Genomic DNA, 20,054 nt, shown 5'->3' on the forward strand with positions numbered 1-20,054 from the left:
GGATGGCTGCATGCGGGTTAGAATGCGCCGAGATTGCTGTTCGGCGACGCTCGTTCGAAACGTTTCTTCAATACGCTTTTCCTGATTTCCCTTGCCGATGGAGCCTTGCACATGGAGTCAACCGTGACCCAGACCCTGCGCCTCAAGAAGAACGCTGATCGACGTCTGAAGGCGGGCCATCTGTGGCTCTACTCCAACGAGATCGATATCCAGGCGACGCCGCTCAAGGGGCTCGAGCCAGGCGCGCAGGTGACCATCGAGGCCGCCAATGGCAAGGCGCTGGGTGTCGCCTACGTCAATCCGCATTCGCTGATCTGTGCCCGCGTCGTCTCCCGCGATGCCGATGTCCGGCTGGACCGTTCGCTGCTGGTGCACCGCTTCAATCAGGCGCTGGCGCTGCGCGATCGCCTGTTCGCCAAGCCGTTCTACCGGCTGATCCATGGCGAGGGCGATCTGCTGCCGGGGCTGATCGTCGATCGGTTCGATGACGTGCTCGTGGTTCAGCTCAATACGCTCGGCATGGAAACGGTACGCGACGAGGTGATCGCGGCGCTGGACAAGGTGCTGTCGCCCCGCGCCATCGTGTTCAAGAACGATTCCAGCGGGCGGCGTCTGGAGCAGCTCGAATCCGAAGTCGCGGTGGTCCACGGCGAACTGCCCGACGAGGTGCTGCTGGAAGAGAACGGCGTGCGCTTCGTCGCCCCGGTGCTGGATGGCCAGAAGACCGGCTGGTTCTACGATCACCGCGCCAATCGCGCCTGGCTCAACGGCCTGGTCGCCGGCAAGCGAGTGCTGGATCTGTTCAGCTATATCGGCGGTTGGGGCGTGCAGGCCGCGGCGCATGGCGCCAGCGAGGTACTGTGCGTGGACGCTTCCGAGGTCGCGCTGGACCGGGTTGCCGAGAACGCCGCGCTCAACGGACTGCACGAACAGGTGGCGGTCGGCCACGGCGATGTGTTCGAAGCCATGACCGCGCTGCGTGCCGAGGGCGAGAAGTTCGATGTCGTGGTGCTCGATCCGCCGGCATTCATCAAGAAGCGCAAGGATCTGGCCAATGGCGAACGCGCCTACGCGCGCCTCAATCGCGAGGCTATGCGCCTGCTGGGGCGTGACGGACTGTTGATGTCGGCGTCCTGCTCCATGCATCTGTACGAGGAGCGCCTGGTGGAGTGCGTGCGTGGCGCGGTGCGTCATCAGGATCGTCACGGCCAGATCATCTACCGTGGCGGTCAGGCGGGCGATCACCCGATCCACCCGTCCATTCCCGAGACGGCTTACCTGAAAGCGCTAGGCGTGCGGGTCTTCCGCAATTGAGGATCGCAATGGAGCGATACCGCTGACATGTCTGCCGACTGGATCCGTATATTCCGTCATCCCAATGTCTTGTTGGTCAGTCATGTTCGTAACGTGATCGAGAGCGCCGGTATCTCTGCCACGTTGCGCAACATGACCCTGGCTGGCGGGGCGGGAGAGTTGCCGCCCGATCAGTGCGAGGCGGAGGTCTGGGTGGCCGCCGAGGCCGAAGCGCAGGCGAGCCGACTGGTCAGGGAAGCACTCGACGGACCGGCCGTGGTCGCGCCGCCGTGGCATTGCCCTGGCTGCGGTGAGCGGCTGGAAGGGGTTTTCGATCGCTGCTGGCAGTGTGGTCGGGCTCGCCCGGCCGAAGGCCAGGCATGACGTTCAGAGGATGAGACGTTCAGGGTCACTCCCGGTCGGCCGTGGCCGTCTCGCCAGGCATTGTCGAAATTACCGCTGACAATTCGGAGGTCCATATGACATGGGATCTGCCCGGCCCGTTCGTGATCGACATCCAGGTCGAGGCATCGAGCATCGATCATTACGGTCACGTCAACAACGCCGAATATCTGCGCTGGATCGAGCGCGCCAGCTGGACCCACTCCCGCCAGCTCGGGCTGAGTCTCGACGACTATCGAGCGCTCGATCGCGGCATGGTCGTCCATCGTCACGAACTGGATTATCTGGCGCCTGCCTTCGAAGGCGACCCGCTCCAGCTCGCCACCTGGCTCGTCGCTTGCGACGGCCGCTTGACGCTGACGCGACGGTTTCAGCTATGTCATGTCGCCAGCGCACGGACGCTGCTTCGCGCACAGACGCGTTTCGCCTGCATTCAACTCTCCAGCGGGCGGCCCAAGCGGATGCCGCCGCGATTCGTCGAGGTCTATGGCGGGGCTGTGGCGCCGGAGTAGAAAATATTCCTGCCTATCGGTGTGAATCCAGATTTTCTTTCAAAACGAGTTCGTCATTCAGGTCTTGTTCGTCTTTTTTCTGCCCCTATCCCGCCTTTATTGCTGTTGTGCTGTAATTCGCTCGATCCCTTCAATGACAACCAGCGATCGAGGAGATGACCATGCACATCGGCGTTCCCAAGGAAATCAAGAACCATGAATATCGCGTCGCCCTGACTCCGGGCGGCGTACGCGAACTGGTGGCACGAGGGCACCGTGTCTCGGTTCAGAAGGAGGCGGGCATCGGGGCCGGTTATCCGGACTCGGCCTATCAGGAAGCGGGCGCCGAAATGTTGGGTGACGTCGAGGCGCTGTGGGCTTCCACCGATCTGATCCTCAAGGTCAAGGAGCCCCAGGCGGAAGAGGTCGCTCGGCTGCGCCCGGAGCAGACGCTGTTCACCTATCTTCATCTGGCTGCCGAGGAGCGGCTGACTCGCGGTCTGATCGACAGCGGTGCGACCTGCATTGCCTACGAGACCATCACCGACGGCCTGGGTGGCTTGCCGTTGCTGGCCCCGATGAGTCGCGTGGCCGGCCGTATGGCCGTACAGGCGGGTGCGCACAGCCTGGAGAAAGCGCAGGGCGGTGCCGGTATTCTGCTGCCGGGCGTACCGGGCGTGGCGCCGGCCAAGGTGACCGTGATCGGCGGCGGCGTGGTCGGCGAAAACGCTGCACGGATGGCGCTGGGGCTGGGTGCCGAGGTGACGATTCTCGACAAGTCCCTGCCGCGGCTGGAAGTGCTCGATCATCGCTATCAGGGACAGATCCGCACGGTCTATTCGACCACCGAGACGCTGGAAACGGCCGTGCGCGAGTCGGACATGATCATCGGCGCAGTGCTGGTGCCCGGTGCCGCCGCGCCCAAGCTGATCACCCGCGCGATGCTCGCCGACATGAAGCCGGGAAGCGTACTGGTGGACGTGGCGATCGACCAGGGCGGCTGCTTCGAGACCAGCAAGCCGACCACCCATGCCGAGCCCAGCTACGTGGTCGATGGTATCGTCCACTACTGTGTCGCCAACATGCCCGGTGCGGTCGCACGAACGTCGACCCAGGCGCTGACCAATGCGACGCTGCCGTTCGTGATCGCACTGGCCGACAAGGGCTGGAAGCAGGCGCTCGCCGACGACGCCCATTTCCGGGGTGGACTCAATGTCCATGCCGGCCAGGTGACCTACGCCGCCGTGGGCGAGGCTTTCGGACTCGAGGTGGTGTCGCCGGAGCAGATCCTGAAAGGCTGAGAACGGGCTCACCGTCGGATCGGGGTGTTCGCTATGGGGAGGGTGGCAAGGTAAACTGCCCGCACTGCCACTTTCCCCTAGCGATTCGAAGAGTTCATGAGCAAGCGACGCGTTCTTACCGGTATCACCACCACGGGTACGCCGCATCTGGGCAACTATGTCGGCGCGATCAAGCCGGCCATCGCCGAGAGCCAGAATCCCGACGTCCAGTCCTACTACTTTCTTGCCGACCTGCATGCGCTGATCAAGGCGCAGGATCCGCAGCGGGTGCAGCAGTCGCGTCTAGAGATCGCCGCCACGTGGCTCGCGCTGGGGCTGGATACCGACAACGCGATCTTCTATCGCCAGTCCGATATCCACGAGATCCCCGAGCTGACCTGGCTGCTCTCCTGCGTCTGCGCCAAGGGCTTGATGAACCGGGCACACGCCTACAAGGCAGCGGTGGCCGACAACGAGGCCGATGGCCAGAGCGATGCCGATCGCGGTATCACAATGGGACTGTTTGGCTATCCGGTGCTGATGGCCGCCGATATCCTGATGTTCAACGCCCACAAGGTGCCGGTGGGACGCGACCAGATCCAGCATATCGAGATGGCCCGCGACATGGCGGGGCGCTTCAATCATATCTACAAGGGCGATTACTTCACCCTGCCCGAGGCGATCGTCGACGAGAAGGTCGAAGTGCTGCGTGGTCTCGACGGCCGCAAGATGTCGAAGAGTTACGACAACACCATCCCGCTGTTCGCCAGCGAGAAGAAGCTGCTCAAGCTGGTGCGCAAGATCAAGACCAACTCGCTGGAGCCGGGCGAACCCAAGGATCCGGATACCTGCACGCTGTTCCAGATCTACTCTGCCTTCGCTACGGAAGAAGAGAGCCTGGACATGCGGCGGCGCTATGGGGAAGGCATCGGTTGGGGCGACGCCAAGAACGAGGTTTTCGAGTACTTGAATGCTCATCTGCGCGAACCGCGGGAGCGCTACGAGGCCTTGATGAACGATCCAGGCTATATCGAGCAAGTGCTGGTGAACGGCGCCGAGCGTGCCAGAGCCGAAGCCAATGCGTTAATGGAAAAGCTGCGGATCGCGGTAGGACTGGGACGTTTCCAGTAAGCAGACGTCCATTGGTCAAGGCCGGCCCATTCTTCAGTGGCCGGCTTTTTTTGACTATGGATTGCCTTCATTCATATAACCAGCATGTCTAGATAAAGCTTTTTTTGTCGTTTTCGTATTCCCGACTAAAAGACTAAAGTATTGCCCATTCGATTTTAGTCTAAAAAGGGGCTTCGCTTATGACGACTCTAATGCGTACGTCGCCTCCGGGGATTGGACGGCTATCGCCCAAGGCGTGGATCGCGGCGGTATTGCTCGTGGCGGGTTCACTGGTCGTTGGCCTGGCATACGGTGGTAATCAGGGCTGGCTGATGCTGGTTGGCGGCGCGTTGGGTATCGTGCTCTACCATGCATCCTTCGGCTTCACTTCCGCCTGGCGGGTCTTCATTACCGAGCGTCGTGGCCGTGGGTTGAGAGCACAGATGGTGATGCTGGCGCTGGCCGTGGTGCTGTTCTTTCCAGCGCTGGGAGCCGGTACGTTGTTTGGCCATCCAGTCGAAGGGTTCATCTCGCCGATCGGTATTTCGGTGATCGTCGGCGCCTTTCTGTTTGGTGTGGGTATGCAACTGGGCGGTGGCTGTGCCTCGGGAACGCTGTTCACCGTGGGTGGCGGCAACGCTCGGATGATCATCACGCTGCTATTCTTCATCGTCGGTTCTGTCATCGGCACGGCGCATTTTGCCTGGTGGCAGAGTCTGCCGGCCTTCCAGCCGACCTCGATGATCGATCTCTTCGGTACGGGGGGCGGTATCACTGCAAGCCTGGTGCTGTTTGCCGCCATTGCCGCGCTGACCATCACCATGGAGAAGCGGCGTCACGGCCAACTGGAGCAGGCGCCGTCGGTATCCGCGGGGCCCGGACGCTGGCTGACCGGGCCGTGGCCGATCCTGGCCGGGGCAATCGGCCTGGCGTTGCTCAACTTCCTGACGCTGTCGCTGGCCGGGCGCCCGTGGGGAATCACGTCGGCGTTCGCCCTGTGGGGCGCCAAGGTGTTTCAGGCTGTCGGCGGCGACGTCACTGGCTGGGGATACTGGCAGAATCCGGGGCGTGCGGCGTCTCTCGATAGCAGTATCTTCAGCGACGTGACTACCGTCATGAATGTCGGCGTCATTCTGGGCGCCGGGTTGGCGGCGACACTGGCGGGCCGCTTTGCTCCCAATTTCCGCATTCCGCTGCGTTCCGTGGCGGCGGCGGTGATCGGCGGTCTATTCCTCGGTTACGGTGCTCGCCTGGCCTTCGGCTGCAATATCGGCGCCTACTTCAGCGGCATTGCGTCCGGCAGCCTGCATGGCTGGTTGTGGCTGGTGGCAGCTTTCGCCGGCAACATGTTCGGCGTCAAGCTGCGCCCGCTGTTCTTTCCCGGCCCGGCCAGGCCCGTCGCGGCCAGTTGCTGACGGTCCACGGATGCCGTGACGAAAGCCCCGCCAGCGCGGGGCTTTTTCATTGGCGGGTAGTCTTTTGGTCAGGGGTTCCCTGGCGGACATGCCATCGGCGGCGGCAGATGGCATACTGGTCGACCCTTGACCAGCCGCGAGCTGGCTCGGCGTTCATACGGTTGCGTGGCAGCCGTATGGGCGATAACGACAATGCGCCATCGGGCCTGCACCAACGACCGGTGAGCTCGCCCGTCCGACAGGCGCGTTTCATTCGTTGGTTACCGCGAGAGTCGATTCATGTCCGATCACGCCAAGCGCCCGCTTTACATCCCTTACGCTGGACCTTCGCTGCTGGAAACGCCGCTGCTCAACAAGGGCAGTGCCTTCACCAACGAAGAACGTATCGAGTTCAATCTGGTGGGGCTGTTGCCGCAGAACGTCGAGAGCATCGAAGAGCAGCTCGAGCGCGCCTACCATCAGTACACGCTATGTCAGAACAACCTCGACAAGCACATCTATCTGCGGGCGATTCAGGACGACAACGAGACGCTGTTCTTCCGCCTGCTGGAAGAACATCTCGAAGAGATGCTGCCGATCATCTACACCCCGACGGTGGGGGAGGCGTGCGAGGAGTTTTCCAACATCTATCGCAACCACCGTGGCCTGTTCATCTCCTATCCCGATCGTCATCGCATGGACGACATCCTGCGTAGCGCGACCAAGGACAAGGTGCGGGTGATCGTCGTGACCGATGGCGAGCGCATCCTCGGCCTGGGCGACCAGGGCATCGGCGGCATGGGCATTCCGATCGGCAAGCTGTCGCTCTACACCGCCTGTGGCGGTATCAGCCCGGCCTATACGCTGCCGATTACGCTGGATGTGGGGACCAACAATCAGAAGCTGCTCGATGACCCGATGTACATGGGCTGGCGCCACAAGCGTGTATCGCCGGACGAATATGCGGAGTTCATCACGCTGTTCATGGAGGCGCTCAAGCGCCGCTGGCCGAACGTGCTGCTGCAGTTCGAGGACTTCGCGCTGACCAATGCCATGCCGTTGCTGGAGCGTTATCGCGACGAGCTGTGCTGCTTCAACGATGATATCCAGGGCACCGCCTCGGTCTGCGTGGCGACGCTGCTGGCGTCGTGCAAGGCCAGGAACGCCAAGCTCAGCGAGCAGACGATCACCTTTGCCGGCGCGGGCTCCGCCGGCTGCGGGATCGCCGAGCAGATCGTGGTCGCGATGACCCGCGAAGGGCTCTCGGAAGCCGAAGCGCGCAAGCGGATCTTCATGGTCGACAAGGACGGCCTGCTGACCACCGACATGGCAGGGCTGCACAGTTTCCAGCAGCGTCTGGCACATGATCCTGCCGAGCTGGGCTTCGATGGCGTTGCGCGTCAGTTGATCGACGTGATTCGCAACGTCAAGCCGACGATCCTGATCGGCGTCTCCGGCCAGCGCGGGCTGTTCACCGAAGAGGTGATCAAGACCCTCAACACCAACTGCGAGAATCCTCTGGTCATGCCGCTCTCCAACCCCACCTCCAAGGTCGAGGCGGTCCCGCAGGACGTGCTGGAATGGACCGACGGCCAGGCGATGGTAGCGACGGGCAGTCCGTTCCCGCCGGTGGAGATCAACGGTCGCACGATCCCCATCGCCCAGTGCAACAACTCCTATATCTTCCCGGGCATCGGCCTCGGCGTGATTGCTGCCAATGCGACACGCGTCACCGACAATATGCTGATGGCGGCATCCAATGCGCTCGCCGATAGCGCGCCGATCGTCAAGACCGGCGAAGGCGCACTGCTGCCGGCGCTGGGCGATATCCGCGAGATCAGCCAGGCGATCGCCTTCGCCGTCGGCAAGCAGGCCCAGGCGGATGGCGTCGCGCTTTCTTCCAGCGACGAAGTCCTGTGGGACGCGATTCATGGCCACTTCTGGTACCCGCGCTATCGCCAGTATCGTCGTCGCTCGATCTGATCGCGTGAGCTACGAGCTACGAGCTACGAGCTACGAGCTACGAGCTACGAGCTACGAGCTACGAGCTACGAGCTACGAGCTACGAGCTACGAGCTACGAGCTACGAGCTACGAGCTACGAGCTACGAGCTACGAGCTACGAGCTACGAGCTACGAGCTACGAGCTACGAGCTACGAGCTACGAGCTACGAGCTACGAGCTACGAGCTACGAGCTACGAGCTACGAGCTACGAGCTACGAGCTACGAGCTACGAGCTACGAGCTACGAGCTACGAGCTACGAGCTACGAGCTACGAGCTACGAGCTACGAGCTACGAGCTACGAGCTACGAGCTACGAGCTACGAGCTACGAGCTACGAGCTACGAGCTACGAGCTACGAGCTACGAGCTACGAGCTACGAGCTACGAGCTACGAGCTACGAGCTACGAGCTACGAGCTACGAGCTACGAGCTACGAGCTACGAGCTACGAGCTACGAGCTACGAGCTACGAGCCAAGAGCCAAGAGCCAAGAGCCAAGAGCCAAGAGCAAGCCCCGCCAATCGCGGGGCTTGTTCGTTGATGGATATTTCTCTCCACGCTCGAGAGGTGGCAGCCTTCGACGCCTCCGCAATAGCGCTGAACGCGGGAGCGATGAATCGGGTCTTGCGACATGGATGTCGCAAGAGGCGCGTTGGGCAGGATGCCCTTTTGCGCCGACCCGAATTCGATGTGACTGCGTTCAGGGTTTCGCTATTGCGCGGCGTCAAGAAGGGGAGCGTGAGGGGCTTGCCCCTCACGACCATGAGCAGACGGGAGGTTGGTGCCAGGTCAGTGGTAAATACGAGGAGATGAAATGAGTCGCCTCGTCCGTTTGGCACAGAATCCACGAAAAAGCCCCACCGATCGGTGGGGCTTCGTTCGCGACTTTCTTGACCGCGTAAGGCGGGTTTACAGCATGCTACGCAGCACGTAGTGGAGAATGCCGCCGTGGCGGTAGTACTCCAGCTCGTTGGCGGTATCGATGCGGCAGAGCGCGTCGATCTTCTTCTCGCCCTTGTCGCTGGCTATGGTCACCTTGACCGTGCTGCCCGGCGCGAGATCCTTCAGGCCCTCGATGGAGATGGTTTCGTCGCCGGTCAGGCCCAGCGTCTCGCGGCTCTCGCCTTCGGGGAACTGCAACGGCAGCACGCCCATGCCGATCAGGTTGGAGCGGTGGATGCGCTCGTAGGACTCGGTCAGTACGGCGCGAACGCCGAGCAGACGCGTACCCTTGGCTGCCCAGTCGCGGGAGGAACCGGTGCCGTACTCCTTGCCCGCAATCACCACCAGCGGCGTGTCGTCCTCGGCGTACTTCATCGCCGCATCGTAGATCGACATCTGCTCGCCGCTGGGCACGTGACGGGTGTAGCCGCCTTCGACATTTTCCAGCATCTCGTTACGGATCCGCACGTTGGCGAAGGTGCCGCGCATCATCACTTCGTGGTTGCCGCGACGGGAGCCATAGGAGTTGAAATCCTTAACCGCCACGCCGTGCTCCTGCAAATACTTGCCTGCGGGGCTGTCCGGCTTGATCGAGCCGGCCGGCGAGATGTGGTCGGTGGTGACGGAGTCGCCAAGCTTGGCCAGAACGCGGGCGTTTGTGATGTCCTCGACCGGCTTCGGCTCCTTGTCCATGCCTTCGAAGAACGGCGGATGCTGGATATAGGTGGAGTCCTTGGACCAGGCATAGACCTCGCTCTCGGGGAACTCGATCGACTGCCAGATCTCGTCGCCGTCGAAGACCTCGGCATACTCCTTGCGGTACATCTCGGTCTTGACCTTCTCGACCGCCTCGGCGATTTCCGCCTGGGAGGGCCAGATATCCTTCAGGTAGACGTCGTTACCCTGCTGATCCTTGCCCAGCGGCTCCTTCGAAAGATCCTTGCGCACGTTGCCGGCCAGGGCATAGGCGACGACCAGGGGCGGCGATGCCAGCCAGTTGGTCTTCACCAGCGGATGGACGCGGCCTTCAAAGTTGCGGTTGCCGGAGAGCACCGAGGCAACGGTGAGATCGCCAGAGTTGACGGCTTTCTCGATGGGTTCCGGCAGCGGGCCGGAGTTGCCGATACAGGTCGTGCAGCCGTAGCCGACCAGGTTGAAGCCCAGCGCGTCGAGATCATCCTGGACGCCACCGGCGGCCAGGTAGTCGGTCACCACCTTGGAGCCGGGGGCGAGCGAAGTCTTGACCCAGGGTTTGGTGGTCAGGCCCTTTTCATGGGCTTTGCGCGCCAGCAGGCCGGCCGCCATCATCACGCTGGGGTTGGAGGTGTTGGTGCAGGAGGTAATCGCGGCGATCACCACGGCGCCATGGTTGAGAGAGAACGTCTCGCCCTCGTACTCGACTTCCTGGCTGTCGCCGGTGCGATAGTCGTGGCCGGTCCGGTAGGCTTCGCCGTCGGCAGGCGGGGCGCCCACCGCGGTATCGCCGCCTTCGGACATCCACTTGCCTTGCTCTTCCTTGGAAGCATCCGGATTGTCGCCGTTCATCAAGCTTTCGAACGTGGCTTTCAGGTCGGTGAGGGCGACGCGATCCTGCGGGCGCTTGGGACCGGCCAGAGAGGCTTCGACCTCGCCCATGTCGAGATGGAGCGCATCGGTGAAAGTCGGCTCGGCACCCGGCTGGCGCCACAGGCCCTGAGCCTGGGTGTAAGCCTTGACCAGTTCGATCTGGTCTTCGTCGCGGCCGGTCAGGCGCAGGTAGTTGAGCGTCTCGTCGTCGACCGGGAAGAAGCCGCAGGTCGCGCCGTATTCGGGCGCCATGTTGGCGATGGTGGCGCGGTCCGCCAGCGGCAGGTCATCGAGGCCATCACCGTAGAATTCGACGAATTTGCCCACGACGCCTTTCTTGCGCAGCATCTGGGTGACGGTGAGTACCAGGTCGGTGGCGGTGATGCCTTCGTTGAGCTTGCCGGTCAGCTTGAAGCCGACCACTTCCGGGATCAGCATCGAGACGGGTTGGCCGAGCATTGCCGCTTCGGCTTCGATACCGCCGACGCCCCAGCCGAGAATGCCCAGGCCGTTGATCATGGTGGTGTGGGAGTCGGTGCCGACCAGCGTGTCCGGGAAAGCGTAGGTCTTGCCGTCGACTTCCTTGGTCCACACCGTCTTGCCGAGGTATTCCAGGTTGACCTGGTGGCAGATGCCGGTACCCGGCGGCACGACGCGGAAATTATCGAAGGCGTTCTGGCCCCAGCGCAGGAATTCGTAGCGCTCGCGGTTGCGCTCCATCTCGATGGCGACGTTGTCCTTGAATGCGGAGGCGTCGCCGAAGTGGTCGACCATCACCGAGTGGTCGATGACCAGGTCGACCGGCGAGAGTGGGTTGATGCGGTCGGCCTTGGCACCGAGCTTCTTGACCGCGTCACGCATGGCGGCCAGATCGACTACCCCGGGCACGCCGGTGAAGTCCTGCATCAGTACGCGCGCAGGGCGATAGCCGATCTCGCGAGTCGACTTGCCTTCCTTGAGCCAGTCGGCCAATGCCTGGATGTCTTCCTTCGCCACGGTGGGGTCGTCGGCATAGCGCAGCTGGTTTTCCAGCAGCACCTTGAGCGTCATCGGCAGCTTGTCGATGTTGCCAAGCGTCTCGGCCGCCTTGGGCAGGCTGTAATAGTGAAAGGTCGTGCCTTTGACGTCGAGCGTCGCCAGCGTATGACTCGGGTCTGTAGACATCAGGGTGGTCCTCCTCATGGCGGCGGCTGGGCCCGATACTCGGCACCAGCGAGCCTGTCCGGTTCCTTAACGGCGATACGTCAGCCTTTCTGCTTTCTGACCGTCGCTCGCCTGTCGATGGGGTGTCTTTACACCGCTCTTGTCTCGGTTACTGCCAATCCGCTTCGCCATGTCGAACGAAATCGCACGGTGTCATTCGGCGACCCGGCAAGCGCCATTGCGCAGACTTTGCCGGGCGAATCGGGTTGTCGACAATAATCATGGGCACGATAACACGCATTTTCAATCGGAGGCTTCGCGACTATCGTCCGGTACGGCCTTGAAAGTGGCTGTCGTTGCCACCAGTTTCAGCGTAGTCCGTGGCGACAGACTCTGCAGCGCTACCTGCCTGGCAGCCTGTAGACGCTACCCATTGTGTTTCGGGAGGTTGCTCATGTCGCAGGAGAGAGTCATCGACTGGCCGGTTCACTGCCCGTATTGCGATGCGCCTTTTTCGCTACTGCTGGATGTGAGCGAGGGCGGTTACGACACCTGGGAAGATTGCGCCGTCTGCTGCCAGCCGATTCACGTCGTGGTGGAAACGACGCACGAAGGCGAGTTGGCTACCGTCACCCTGGCCAGTGACGACGATGTGGTGTGAGCGGCCTCGATAGAGATACTGTAAAGACCTGATAGTTAATTGCTATGCGATCTATTACGGCAATTAAATTGGAGTATGGGCGATTAGCCATTAGTCTAGTCGTTCCAGATTCGTAACCCACGACAACCCACTTCAGGAGAAGCTCATGAGCGTACTCGTAGGACGCCAAGCCCCGGATTTCGAAACGGCAGCCGTGATGCCTGACGGTTCCATCAAGGACGATTTCCGCCTGTCCGACAGCAACGGCAAGCTGCGCGTGCTGTTCTTCTGGCCGCTGGACTTCACCTTCGTCTGCCCGTCCGAGATCATCGCCCACGACAACCGTCTGGCGAAGTTCAAGGAACTCGGCGTCGAAGTGATCGGTGCTTCCATCGATTCGCAGTACACGCACCACGCATGGCGCAAGACGTCTCCGGACGCTGGCGGCATTGGTGAAGTCGGCTTCCCGGTCGTGGCCGACGTCAAGCACGAGATCTGCCAGGCATACGGCATCGAGCACCCGGAAGCCGGTGTCGCACTGCGCGCCTCTTTCCTGATTGACGAAGATGGTGTCGTCCAGCATCAGACCGTCAACAACCTGCCGCTGGGCCGTAACGTCGACGAGATGCTGCGCATGGTCAAGGCGCTCAAGTATCACCAGACTCACGGCGAAGTCTGCCCGGCAGGCTGGGAAGAAGGCCAGGAAGGTATGAAGGACACCGCCGAAGGCGTGGCCAAGTACCTGGGCACTCACGCCGGCAACCTGTAAGCGGCGTGATCATCGAAGGCGGCCCGTCGGGCCGCCTTTGTCGTTTCTGGTATCATTTCGCCGATTGCAGTGTCCTGTGGCATGACCCGGCTGCGGGCGTGACTCGATAGCGGAGTCATGCCACAGGACGTTGAGTATCGATATACGCCAACCAAATCGTTGATTGAATCGAGGTAGTCATGAGCGACGCGCGCCACGAACGTTTGATTATCCTGGGCTCCGGGCCAGCCGGTTACACGGCCGCCGTCTACGCCGCGCGGGCGAATCTCAAGCCGTTGCTGATCACGGGCATGCAGGCCGGCGGGCAGTTGACCACGACCACCGACGTCGACAACTGGCCGGGCGACGAGGAAGGTGTCCAGGGTCCCGAGCTGATGGAACGCATGCGCAAGCATGCGGAGCGTTTCCAGACCGAAGTGCTGTTCGATCATATCAATGAGGTCGAACTGCGCGAGAAGCCGTTCACACTCAAGGGGGACAACGGCACCTACACCTGCGATGCGCTGATTATCGCCACCGGTGCCAGCGCCCGATATCTGGGGCTGCCTTCGGAGCAGCAGTTCATGGGGCAGGGCGTTTCCGCCTGTGCTACCTGCGATGGCTTCTTCTACCGCAACCAGCATGTCGTCGTGGTTGGCGGCGGCAATACGGCGATGGAGGAAGCGCTCTATCTCTCCAATATCGCCTCGAAAGTCACGCTGGTTCATCGGCGCGATAGCCTTCGTGGCGAGAAGATCCTGCAGGATCGTCTGCACGAAAAGGTCGAGAGCGGCAACATGGCAATCGAGTGGAATCACACCCTTGACGAGGTGCTGGGCGACGGCAGCGGCGTTACCGGTGTCCGGTTGCGTTCCACGCTGAGCGGCGAAACCAGGCAGCTCGATGCCATGGGTGTGTTCATCGCCATTGGCCATACGCCGAATACCGGTATCTTCGAAGGCCAGCTCGATATGGCCAACGGATACATCCGCGTTCAGTCCGGGCTGGAAGGTAACGCCACGGCGACGAGCGTCCCCGGCGTATTCGCGGCGGGTGATGTCATGGATCACGTCTATCGTCAGGCCATCACTTCCGCGGGCAGCGGCTGCATGGCGGCGCTCGATGCGGAGCGGTTCCTGGACGATTTGTAAGCCGGGCTGCGCTCGGAGTTTGAAGAGCGGCAGTGCGTGCCTGAGAGAGATAGGCTGAAAGAAAGGTCAAAATCTTCGAACGAAACATGCCAGCGACGGACGATATCGTCGCTGGCATTTTTGCGTTTAGGAGCTGCTGCATCCTGATTTTCGTGGCTCGTGGCTCGTGGCTCGTGGCTCGTGGCTCGTGGCTCGTGGCTCGTGGCTCGTGGCTCGTGGCTTTAGTAATGGGGTGGCAGCTCGTCTTCAGGCCGTGGCACATCTCCTCCCAGGTCGTCGATTGCCTGGCGCTGTTCGCTGAGTCGTTCACGCATCAACTGATTGAGACGGGTGAGCTTTTCCAGCTCGCTTGCCTGCTCTCTGACCAACCTGTCGAGTGTCTCCAGCCAATCGTCCTGGAACGCCACACGGCTCTCCAGGGCATCGAGCCGGGCTTCCAGGGACGTGCGCGAGGGCGGCTCTACCGTGTTAGACTTCCGAGGCTGTGTGTCATCTTTCATTCACGGCACCTTTAGTGACAATAGGTTGGTTAATAAAAGTAAGTTAATGATATCAGGTAAGAAAACCGCCCCTGCCCGAATTCAAGAGCAGGGCGTTTTCCTTGTTCCGACGTCTAGAGATATGAGAATCCATGAATAGCAAGGTAATTCTGCGTTGTACGCTGATCAGTCTACTCCTCTCGATACCCTCGCCATTACTGATTGGTCTCTTGATCACGCTGATCAGTAGCGTATTGGCCACCGACCTGACCTGGTTCTTGAACGTGGAAGGCGTCTCGGCCATGTACGCTGCCACGGTGATCGCCGTCTTCATCGTGCTGTGGCTGGGCACCCTGGCCATGGCGCTGTTGGCGCCGGCGACCCCGAAGACGGCCACCGCCGCCATGCTCGCCGATGTCGAAAACGACGATCGCGAGCTGGGCGAGGTCAAATGGTTCAACGTCAATAAAGGCTACGGTTTCATTACCCGAGCCGATGGCGAAGATGTCTTCGTGCATTTTCGCGCGATTCGCGGCAAGGGGCATCGAACCTTGGCCGAGGGTCAGAAAGTGCGTTATCACGTGATCGAGAATGATCGTGGGCTGCAGGCGGATGACGTGACCGTCATCACCTGAGCCGACAGCTGAACGATCGATACCCCTCGGAGGCAACCCTCCGAGGGGTATTTTTTCGCCACTGATTCAACTGGCGGCGTGGGATTCCGGCGGTATCTCGTCGACCCCGGCGCGGGCCTCGGCCTCGACGAACACGCGCTTGACGCTGTCGTGAGCCTGCTTGATCTCCCGGTCGAGCCTGGCGATGGTTCGCTCGATCTGCTCTGCGGTAGCGCCGCGAGCGAAGCGGACGCTGAGATTGACCAGAATGAAATTGGGTCCCATGTGCATGGTCAGCACTTCATTGACGCCCTCGACGCCATCGGCGCTCCCCGCCAGCTGCCGGATGTTTTCGACTACATTCTGGTTGGCGCTTTCGCCGATCAGCAGGCTCTTGGTTTCCTTGGCCAGCCAGATCGCGGTGCCGCCCAGCAGCAGACCGATGATGACCGAAGCGATGCCATCGAACAGCAGAATGCCGGTCCACTGCGACAGCGCCACGCCGGCCAGGGCTACCATCAGCCCCAGAAGCGCCGCCGAATCCTCGAAGATCACCACGAACATCGACGGATCCTTGCCGCGATGCACGGCCTCCACATAGCCCCATTTGCCCTTGGTCTTGCGAAACTCGTTGAGCGCGAAGGCCCAGGAGGCACCTTCGAACAGAATGCCCAGGCCCAGCACGACATAGTTGACCAGCGGCGACTCGATCGGTTCGGGGTGCAGGATATGTATCACCCCTTCGTACAGGGAGACACCGGAGCCGATCGCAAAGATCAGCAGTGCGACCACGAAACTCCAGAAGTAGATTTCCTTGCCGTGGCCGAACGGGAACTGGGGGCTCGGAGGCCGTTTGGCGCGTTTCATGCCCAGCAGCAGCAGAATCTGGTTGCCGGTATCCACCACCGAATGGATGCCTTCGGATAGCATCGCCGAGCTGCCGGTGATGGTGGCCGCCACGAATTTGGTCACCGCGATGAGCAGGTTGCCGCCCATGGCGGCATAGATGACTGCTTTGGATTCCGCCATTCGATTGACTTCCTGTCAGATGGGCCGCGTTTCGGCGGCCAGGGCGTAATTAACGGCCCGAGTCCGGCCACTCCATGATGTTCTCGCTGCCATCCGGCAGGACTTGCCAGAAGCGATCAGGATCGTCGCCGGGTTGCCAGCCGCCGAGAGAACAGCGTGCCTCGCAGCCCAGTTCGCGAGCGGCGTCACGCGCGCAGTCGGCATCCCTGGGCCAAGGAGTGGCATCGCAGTCGAACCACAGGCTGGCGTAGCCGTCAGCGGCTCGCTCGACGAGCATGATGCCGATTCCGCCTTCGGCACCCGATGCTCTGCCACGCCAGATTCCCTTGCCGGCGCGGCCCAGTGTCATCTCCTCATCGCCCAGGGCGCCCCTGAGCCATCGGGTGATGGCGTCGACATCAGCGACGGCGAGATAGATTTCGATGTCAGGAAAACGCTCCATGGGTTCCTCTGGTGAACAGCCGCTCGAGTGTCGCTTCGTAGATGCGGCTCAGGGTATCGAGGTCGTCGGCACGGATGCGTTCGTTGACCTGGTGGATAGTGGCATTGACGGGGCCCAGCTCGATCACCTGTGTGCCCAGTGTAGCAATGAAGCGACCGTCCGACGTGCCGCCCGAAGTCGAGAGCGTCGGCCGGTGTCCGGTGACGCTCTCGCAGGCGTGCTGCGTCGCCTCGAGCAGCTCGCCGGCTGCGGTCAGGAACGGTTCGCCGTTGAGCGTCCAGTCGATCTGGTAGTCGAGTCCGTGAGCGGAGAGCTTCCGCTCGACCCGTTCGCGTAGCTGAAGATGCGTCACTTCGCTGGAATAGCGGAAGTTGAACGTCACTTCCAGTTCGCCGGGAACGACATTGGTGGCGCCGGTTCCCGCATGCAGGTTGGAGATCTGGAAGCTGGTCGCCGGGAAGAAATCGTTACCGGCATCCCAGGACTCGTTCACCAGCTCGGACAGGGCCGGCAGCGCCTGATGGATCGGGTTGCGGGCCAGGTGCGGATAGGCCACATGACCCTGAATGCCGCGCACGCGAAGCACGCCGCCTAGCGAGCCGCGGCGCCCGTTCTTGATCACGTCGCCGAGATGGCTGGTGGAGGAGGGCTCGCCGACAATGCAGTAGTCCAGCGCTTCATTGCGCTCGCGCAGCCGTTCGACGACCGCGCGAGTGCCGTGGACCGCTGGCCCCTCTTCGTCGGCGGTGATCAGGAAACCGATCCTGCCGTGGTGATCCGGATACGCGGCGACGAAGCGCTCGACTGCCGTTACCATCGACGCCAGGCTGCCCTTCATGTCGGCGGCCCCCCGGCCGCAGAGAAAGCCCGTCTCATCGATCAGCGGCTCGAAGGGCGAATGTTTCCATTCGCTCTCCGGGCCGCTGGGCACGACATCGGTATGGCCGGCAAAGGCCAGCATCGGCCCGTGCTGGCCCCGAGTGGCCCAGAAGTTGTCGATGCCGCCGATCGACATGCGCTCGACCTGGAAACCGATCCGCTCCAGCCGCTCGATCATCAATGCCTGGCAACCATGGTCGTCCGGCGTCACCGAAGGCCGCCTGAGCAGTTCCAGGGCCAGGGCCAGCGTGTCGGAAGGCGCGGTCGTCTGTGACGCGTCAGGCATGCAGTTCTCCAGGGCAGGCGGCCGGTCGGTCCGGATCAATTGTGAGCGTGCAGGGATTCGTTGAGCGCCACGGCACTCTTGTTGGTGCGGCACTCCAGTCGCCCGGTCACCGAGTGGCGAATGAACAGAAGATCGTCCTGGCCTGCGAGTTCGCGGGCGGCGACGGTCTTGACGGCCTCGCCCTTGTCGTCGAGCACGGTCACCTTGGAGCCGGCGGTGACATAGAGGCCCGCTTCGACGGTGCAGCGATCGCCGAGGGGAATGCCGAGGCCGGCGTTGGCGCCGATCAGGCAGTTCTCGCCGATCTTGATCACCACGTTGCCGCCGCCCGAGAGCGTGCCCATGGTCGAGCAGCCGGCGCCCAGATCCGAGCCCTTGCCGACGAAGACGCCGGCGGAGATTCGGCCTTCTACCATGCCCGGACCTTCGGTGCCGGCATTGAAGTTGCAGAAGCCTTCGTGCATGACCGTGGTGCCTTCGCCCAGGTGGGCGCCGAGACGCACGCGGGCGGTGTCGCCGATCCGGATACCCTTGGGCACGACGTAATCGGTCATCTTGGGGAACTTGTCGACGCAGTCCACGGAGAGCGCACGTCCCGCGAGACGGGCCTTGAGACGACGTGCCGGCAGCTCTTCGACATCGATGGCGCCTTCGTTGGTCCAGGCGATGTTCTTGAGCAGGCCGAACATGCCGTCGAGCTTGGTGCCGTGTGGCTTGATCAGGCGATGGGAGAGCAAGTGCAGCTTGAGATAGACCTCCGGCACGCTGGTCGGCGCATGATCCTCGCTCAGAAAGACCGCGACCAGCGGACGCTGCGCGTCGGCGAAGGTCTCGGCGATATCGGCCTGATCGGTGGCGCCAGCGTCGCGCAGGGCCTTGGCAAGGGGGGCTGCGTATTCCGGCAGGAAGCTGACGACTTCCTCGACCTCGTCAGCACCCAGCGCCTGGCGTGCAGCGGCGACGAGCCTGGCGTCGGGCTGGTGCAACGGAGCCGGGTAGTAGACTTCGAGCCAGTCGCCCTGACTGTTCTGGGTGCCGATTCCTAGCGCGAAGCTCAGCATCGCAGGTTCCTCATGATGGTTGTCGAAAGGTGTCGTCGAGATGATCGTGGATCAGGCGCGCCGGGCCCATTCAGGAAGCCAGCGCTGCATAGCGGACAGGGTCGAAACCGACGATCAGCGTGTCGTCGCTTTCGGGCTTCGTCCTTTGCAGTACCGGGCGCTTGATCAATGTCGGATGGGCGAGCATCAGCTCCCGCGCCCGCTCGGCATCCAGCGGCTGCTTGTCCGCGGCATCGAGCTGGCGCCAGGTCGTGCTCCGGGTGTTGAGCAGCGTTTTCCAGTCGGCCAGGCTCAGGAAGGCATCCAGTTGCCGTGGCTCGAGGCCGTCCTCGCGCAGATCGTGGTAGCGATAGGCGATGTCCTGTTCCTCGAGCAGGCGCCGGGCCTTGCGGCAGGTATCGCAGGTCTTGATGCCGTAAACGGTGATGGTCATGCAGCGGGCCGTCGAGCGTCTCTGAAGAAGCGGACGATTATAGGCGTCCGTGCACGGCGGCTCAAACCGCGCCGGTTTGCCGCGGGGTCCAGATCGGGAAAACTTGGCTGGCTCGGCCCGGGCGGTGAGATAATCGGAACCGTCAGGTCGCGCTTGACCTGTGAGTTACACCTCGGTGCTAATGTCGCATTTTTCCTGGGGAGAGATAACGAATGATGACTTCAAAGCGCTGGATGGCCGGTATCGTGGCGGCTGGCTCGCTGGTTTTCGCCGTTGGGGGTTTTGCCCAGTCCGGTGGCGGTAGTGGGGACCACCAGGTCCACTCCGGCTCGGATATCCATGCCGACCTCAGCGAGGCCGGCAATGCCTATCGCGAGGCGGCGGCGATCATGCAGCATGACATGGAGCAGGCGAATACCGGCGACCCCGATGTCGACTTTGCCACCGGCATGCTGGCGCATCACAAGGGGGCGGTCGCGATGGCCCAGGTCGAGCTGGAGTATGGCAATGACCCGGAGATGCGGGCACTGGCTCAAAAGATCATCGAGGCCCAGCAGGCAGAAATAGAACAGATGCAGGCGTGGCTGAAAGCCAACGCCGATCCTGCACCGGTCGACTGAGGGTGTTGGTGGCTGCCCCGTGAGCCATGCCTCGGGGCTTCATACGCCT

19 protein-coding genes are annotated in these 20,054 nt (G+C 62.1%); 12 read left to right on the forward strand and 7 right to left on the reverse strand.

Features of this window, described 5'->3' with window-relative positions:
* Positions 1-123 precede the first annotated feature (123 nt).
* The 7 genes from CCD76_RS00520 to CCD76_RS00550 all read left to right on the forward strand — a co-directional run bounded on the left by CCD76_RS00520 (position 124) and on the right by CCD76_RS00550 (position 7,953).
* A complete protein-coding gene (locus CCD76_RS00520) occupies positions 124-1,314 on the forward strand; it encodes a class I SAM-dependent rRNA methyltransferase (RefSeq protein WP_087717823.1) in 1,191 nt (396 codons plus the stop codon).
* Between the two features lie 27 nt (positions 1,315-1,341).
* Positions 1,342-1,677 (forward strand): putative signal transducing protein, encoded by a 336-nt coding sequence (locus tag CCD76_RS00525; protein ID WP_087717617.1) that lies wholly within the window; start codon positions 1,342-1,344, stop codon positions 1,675-1,677.
* A 95-nt stretch (positions 1,678-1,772) separates the two neighbouring features.
* A complete protein-coding gene (locus CCD76_RS00530; protein WP_087717618.1) occupies positions 1,773-2,207 on the forward strand; it encodes an acyl-CoA thioesterase in 435 nt (144 codons plus the stop codon).
* Between the two features lie 161 nt (positions 2,208-2,368).
* Positions 2,369-3,487, forward strand: a complete 1,119-nt coding sequence (ald, locus tag CCD76_RS00535; protein WP_087717824.1) for an alanine dehydrogenase — start codon at positions 2,369-2,371, stop codon at positions 3,485-3,487.
* Positions 3,488-3,583: 96 nt separating this feature from the next.
* Positions 3,584-4,597 (forward strand): tryptophan--tRNA ligase, encoded by a 1,014-nt coding sequence (locus CCD76_RS00540; protein WP_087717619.1) that lies wholly within the window; start codon positions 3,584-3,586, stop codon positions 4,595-4,597.
* Between the two features lie 191 nt (positions 4,598-4,788).
* Positions 4,789-5,991: a YeeE/YedE family protein gene (locus CCD76_RS00545; protein WP_087717620.1), complete on the forward strand. Its 1,203-nt coding sequence runs from the start codon at positions 4,789-4,791 to the stop codon at positions 5,989-5,991.
* Positions 5,992-6,270: 279 nt separating this feature from the next.
* The gene (locus tag CCD76_RS00550) at positions 6,271-7,953 is read left to right on the forward strand and encodes an NAD-dependent malic enzyme (protein ID WP_087717621.1); all 1,683 of its coding nucleotides are present in this window, start codon (positions 6,271-6,273) and stop codon (positions 7,951-7,953) included.
* A 928-nt stretch (positions 7,954-8,881) separates the two neighbouring features.
* Here CCD76_RS00550 and acnA read toward each other — a convergent pair.
* Positions 8,882-11,644, reverse strand: coding sequence for an aconitate hydratase AcnA (acnA, locus tag CCD76_RS00560; protein ID WP_087717622.1), 2,763 nt, complete (start codon positions 11,642-11,644; stop codon positions 8,882-8,884).
* A gap of 433 nt (positions 11,645-12,077) precedes the next feature.
* On the opposite strand from acnA, the gene CCD76_RS00565 reads away from it, so the two are divergent.
* The 3 genes from CCD76_RS00565 to trxB all read left to right on the forward strand — a co-directional run bounded on the left by CCD76_RS00565 (position 12,078) and on the right by trxB (position 14,162).
* Entirely contained in the window at positions 12,078-12,284 is a 207-nt protein-coding gene (locus CCD76_RS00565; RefSeq protein ID WP_087717623.1) for a CPXCG motif-containing cysteine-rich protein, read from the forward strand.
* Positions 12,285-12,429: 145 nt separating this feature from the next.
* On the forward strand, positions 12,430-13,032 hold the full coding sequence (locus CCD76_RS00570) for a peroxiredoxin (protein ID WP_087717624.1): 603 nt from the start codon (positions 12,430-12,432) through the stop codon (positions 13,030-13,032).
* A 179-nt stretch (positions 13,033-13,211) separates the two neighbouring features.
* Entirely contained in the window at positions 13,212-14,162 is a 951-nt protein-coding gene (gene trxB, locus CCD76_RS00575; protein ID WP_087717625.1) for a thioredoxin-disulfide reductase, read from the forward strand.
* A gap of 221 nt (positions 14,163-14,383) precedes the next feature.
* On the opposite strand, the gene CCD76_RS00580 is transcribed toward trxB, so the two are convergent.
* Entirely contained in the window at positions 14,384-14,662 is a 279-nt protein-coding gene (locus CCD76_RS00580; protein WP_087717626.1) for a SlyX family protein, read from the reverse strand.
* Positions 14,663-14,793: 131 nt separating this feature from the next.
* On the opposite strand from CCD76_RS00580, the gene CCD76_RS20565 reads away from it, so the two are divergent.
* On the forward strand, positions 14,794-15,276 hold the full coding sequence (locus CCD76_RS20565) for a cold-shock protein (protein WP_087717627.1): 483 nt from the start codon (positions 14,794-14,796) through the stop codon (positions 15,274-15,276).
* Positions 15,277-15,342: 66 nt separating this feature from the next.
* On the opposite strand, the gene CCD76_RS00590 is transcribed toward CCD76_RS20565, so the two are convergent.
* From CCD76_RS00590 to CCD76_RS00610, 5 genes are all read right to left on the reverse strand, one after another.
* Positions 15,343-16,284, reverse strand: a complete 942-nt coding sequence (locus CCD76_RS00590) for a cation diffusion facilitator family transporter (protein ID WP_087717628.1) — start codon at positions 16,282-16,284, stop codon at positions 15,343-15,345.
* 49 nt (positions 16,285-16,333) lie between these two features.
* Positions 16,334-16,726, reverse strand: a complete 393-nt coding sequence (locus CCD76_RS00595) for a hypothetical protein (protein WP_087717629.1) — start codon at positions 16,724-16,726, stop codon at positions 16,334-16,336.
* Positions 16,710-17,891, reverse strand: a complete 1,182-nt coding sequence (gene dapE / locus CCD76_RS00600; protein WP_087717630.1) for a succinyl-diaminopimelate desuccinylase — start codon at positions 17,889-17,891, stop codon at positions 16,710-16,712. Before dapE ends, CCD76_RS00595 begins: the two co-directional genes overlap by 17 nt.
* A 35-nt stretch (positions 17,892-17,926) precedes the next feature.
* Entirely contained in the window at positions 17,927-18,952 is a 1,026-nt protein-coding gene (dapD, locus tag CCD76_RS00605; RefSeq protein ID WP_087717631.1) for a 2,3,4,5-tetrahydropyridine-2,6-dicarboxylate N-succinyltransferase, read from the reverse strand.
* Positions 18,953-19,022: 70 nt separating this feature from the next.
* Complete coding sequence (locus CCD76_RS00610; RefSeq protein ID WP_087717632.1) at positions 19,023-19,385, reverse strand: ArsC family reductase; 363 nt, start codon at positions 19,383-19,385, stop codon at positions 19,023-19,025.
* Positions 19,386-19,597: 212 nt separating this feature from the next.
* Here CCD76_RS00610 and copM point away from each other — a divergent pair, with 212 nt between their 5' ends.
* Complete coding sequence (gene copM, locus CCD76_RS20280; protein ID WP_087717633.1) at positions 19,598-20,005, forward strand: CopM family metallochaperone; 408 nt, start codon at positions 19,598-19,600, stop codon at positions 20,003-20,005.
* Positions 20,006-20,054: the final 49 nt, after the last annotated feature.

The sequence above is a fragment of the Salinicola salarius genome, from assembly GCF_002179555.1.
In the GTDB taxonomy this organism is placed as follows: Bacteria; Pseudomonadota; Gammaproteobacteria; order Pseudomonadales; family Halomonadaceae; genus Salinicola; species Salinicola salarius_A.

What these genes read in the sequence shown, in the direction of transcription:
- CCD76_RS00590 (WP_087717628.1), bottom strand. Translation starts at nt 16,284, where the DNA reads ATGGCGGAATCCAAAGCAGTCATCTATGCCGCCATGGGCGGCAACCTG.
- CCD76_RS00545 (WP_087717620.1), top strand. Translation starts at nt 4,789, where the DNA reads ATGCGTACGTCGCCTCCGGGGATTGGACGGCTATCGCCCAAGGCGTGG.
- CCD76_RS00550 (WP_087717621.1), top strand. Translation starts at nt 6,271, where the DNA reads ATGTCCGATCACGCCAAGCGCCCGCTTTACATCCCTTACGCTGGACCT.
- CCD76_RS00525 (WP_087717617.1), top strand. Translation starts at nt 1,342, where the DNA reads ATGTCTGCCGACTGGATCCGTATATTCCGTCATCCCAATGTCTTGTTG.
- dapE (WP_087717630.1), bottom strand. Translation starts at nt 17,891, where the DNA reads ATGCCTGACGCGTCACAGACGACCGCGCCTTCCGACACGCTGGCCCTG.
- ald (WP_087717824.1), top strand. Translation starts at nt 2,369, where the DNA reads ATGCACATCGGCGTTCCCAAGGAAATCAAGAACCATGAATATCGCGTC.
- CCD76_RS00570 (WP_087717624.1), top strand. Translation starts at nt 12,430, where the DNA reads ATGAGCGTACTCGTAGGACGCCAAGCCCCGGATTTCGAAACGGCAGCC.
- CCD76_RS00530 (WP_087717618.1), top strand. Translation starts at nt 1,773, where the DNA reads ATGACATGGGATCTGCCCGGCCCGTTCGTGATCGACATCCAGGTCGAG.
- CCD76_RS00595 (WP_087717629.1), bottom strand. Translation starts at nt 16,726, where the DNA reads ATGGAGCGTTTTCCTGACATCGAAATCTATCTCGCCGTCGCTGATGTC.
- trxB (WP_087717625.1), top strand. Translation starts at nt 13,212, where the DNA reads ATGAGCGACGCGCGCCACGAACGTTTGATTATCCTGGGCTCCGGGCCA.
- dapD (WP_087717631.1), bottom strand. Translation starts at nt 18,952, where the DNA reads ATGCTGAGCTTCGCGCTAGGAATCGGCACCCAGAACAGTCAGGGCGAC.
- CCD76_RS00610 (WP_087717632.1), bottom strand. Translation starts at nt 19,385, where the DNA reads ATGACCATCACCGTTTACGGCATCAAGACCTGCGATACCTGCCGCAAG.
- CCD76_RS00580 (WP_087717626.1), bottom strand. Translation starts at nt 14,662, where the DNA reads ATGAAAGATGACACACAGCCTCGGAAGTCTAACACGGTAGAGCCGCCC.
- acnA (WP_087717622.1), bottom strand. Translation starts at nt 11,644, where the DNA reads ATGTCTACAGACCCGAGTCATACGCTGGCGACGCTCGACGTCAAAGGC.
- CCD76_RS00540 (WP_087717619.1), top strand. Translation starts at nt 3,584, where the DNA reads ATGAGCAAGCGACGCGTTCTTACCGGTATCACCACCACGGGTACGCCG.
- CCD76_RS20565 (WP_087717627.1), top strand. Translation starts at nt 14,794, where the DNA reads ATGAATAGCAAGGTAATTCTGCGTTGTACGCTGATCAGTCTACTCCTC.
- CCD76_RS00565 (WP_087717623.1), top strand. Translation starts at nt 12,078, where the DNA reads ATGTCGCAGGAGAGAGTCATCGACTGGCCGGTTCACTGCCCGTATTGC.
- copM (WP_087717633.1), top strand. Translation starts at nt 19,598, where the DNA reads ATGATGACTTCAAAGCGCTGGATGGCCGGTATCGTGGCGGCTGGCTCG.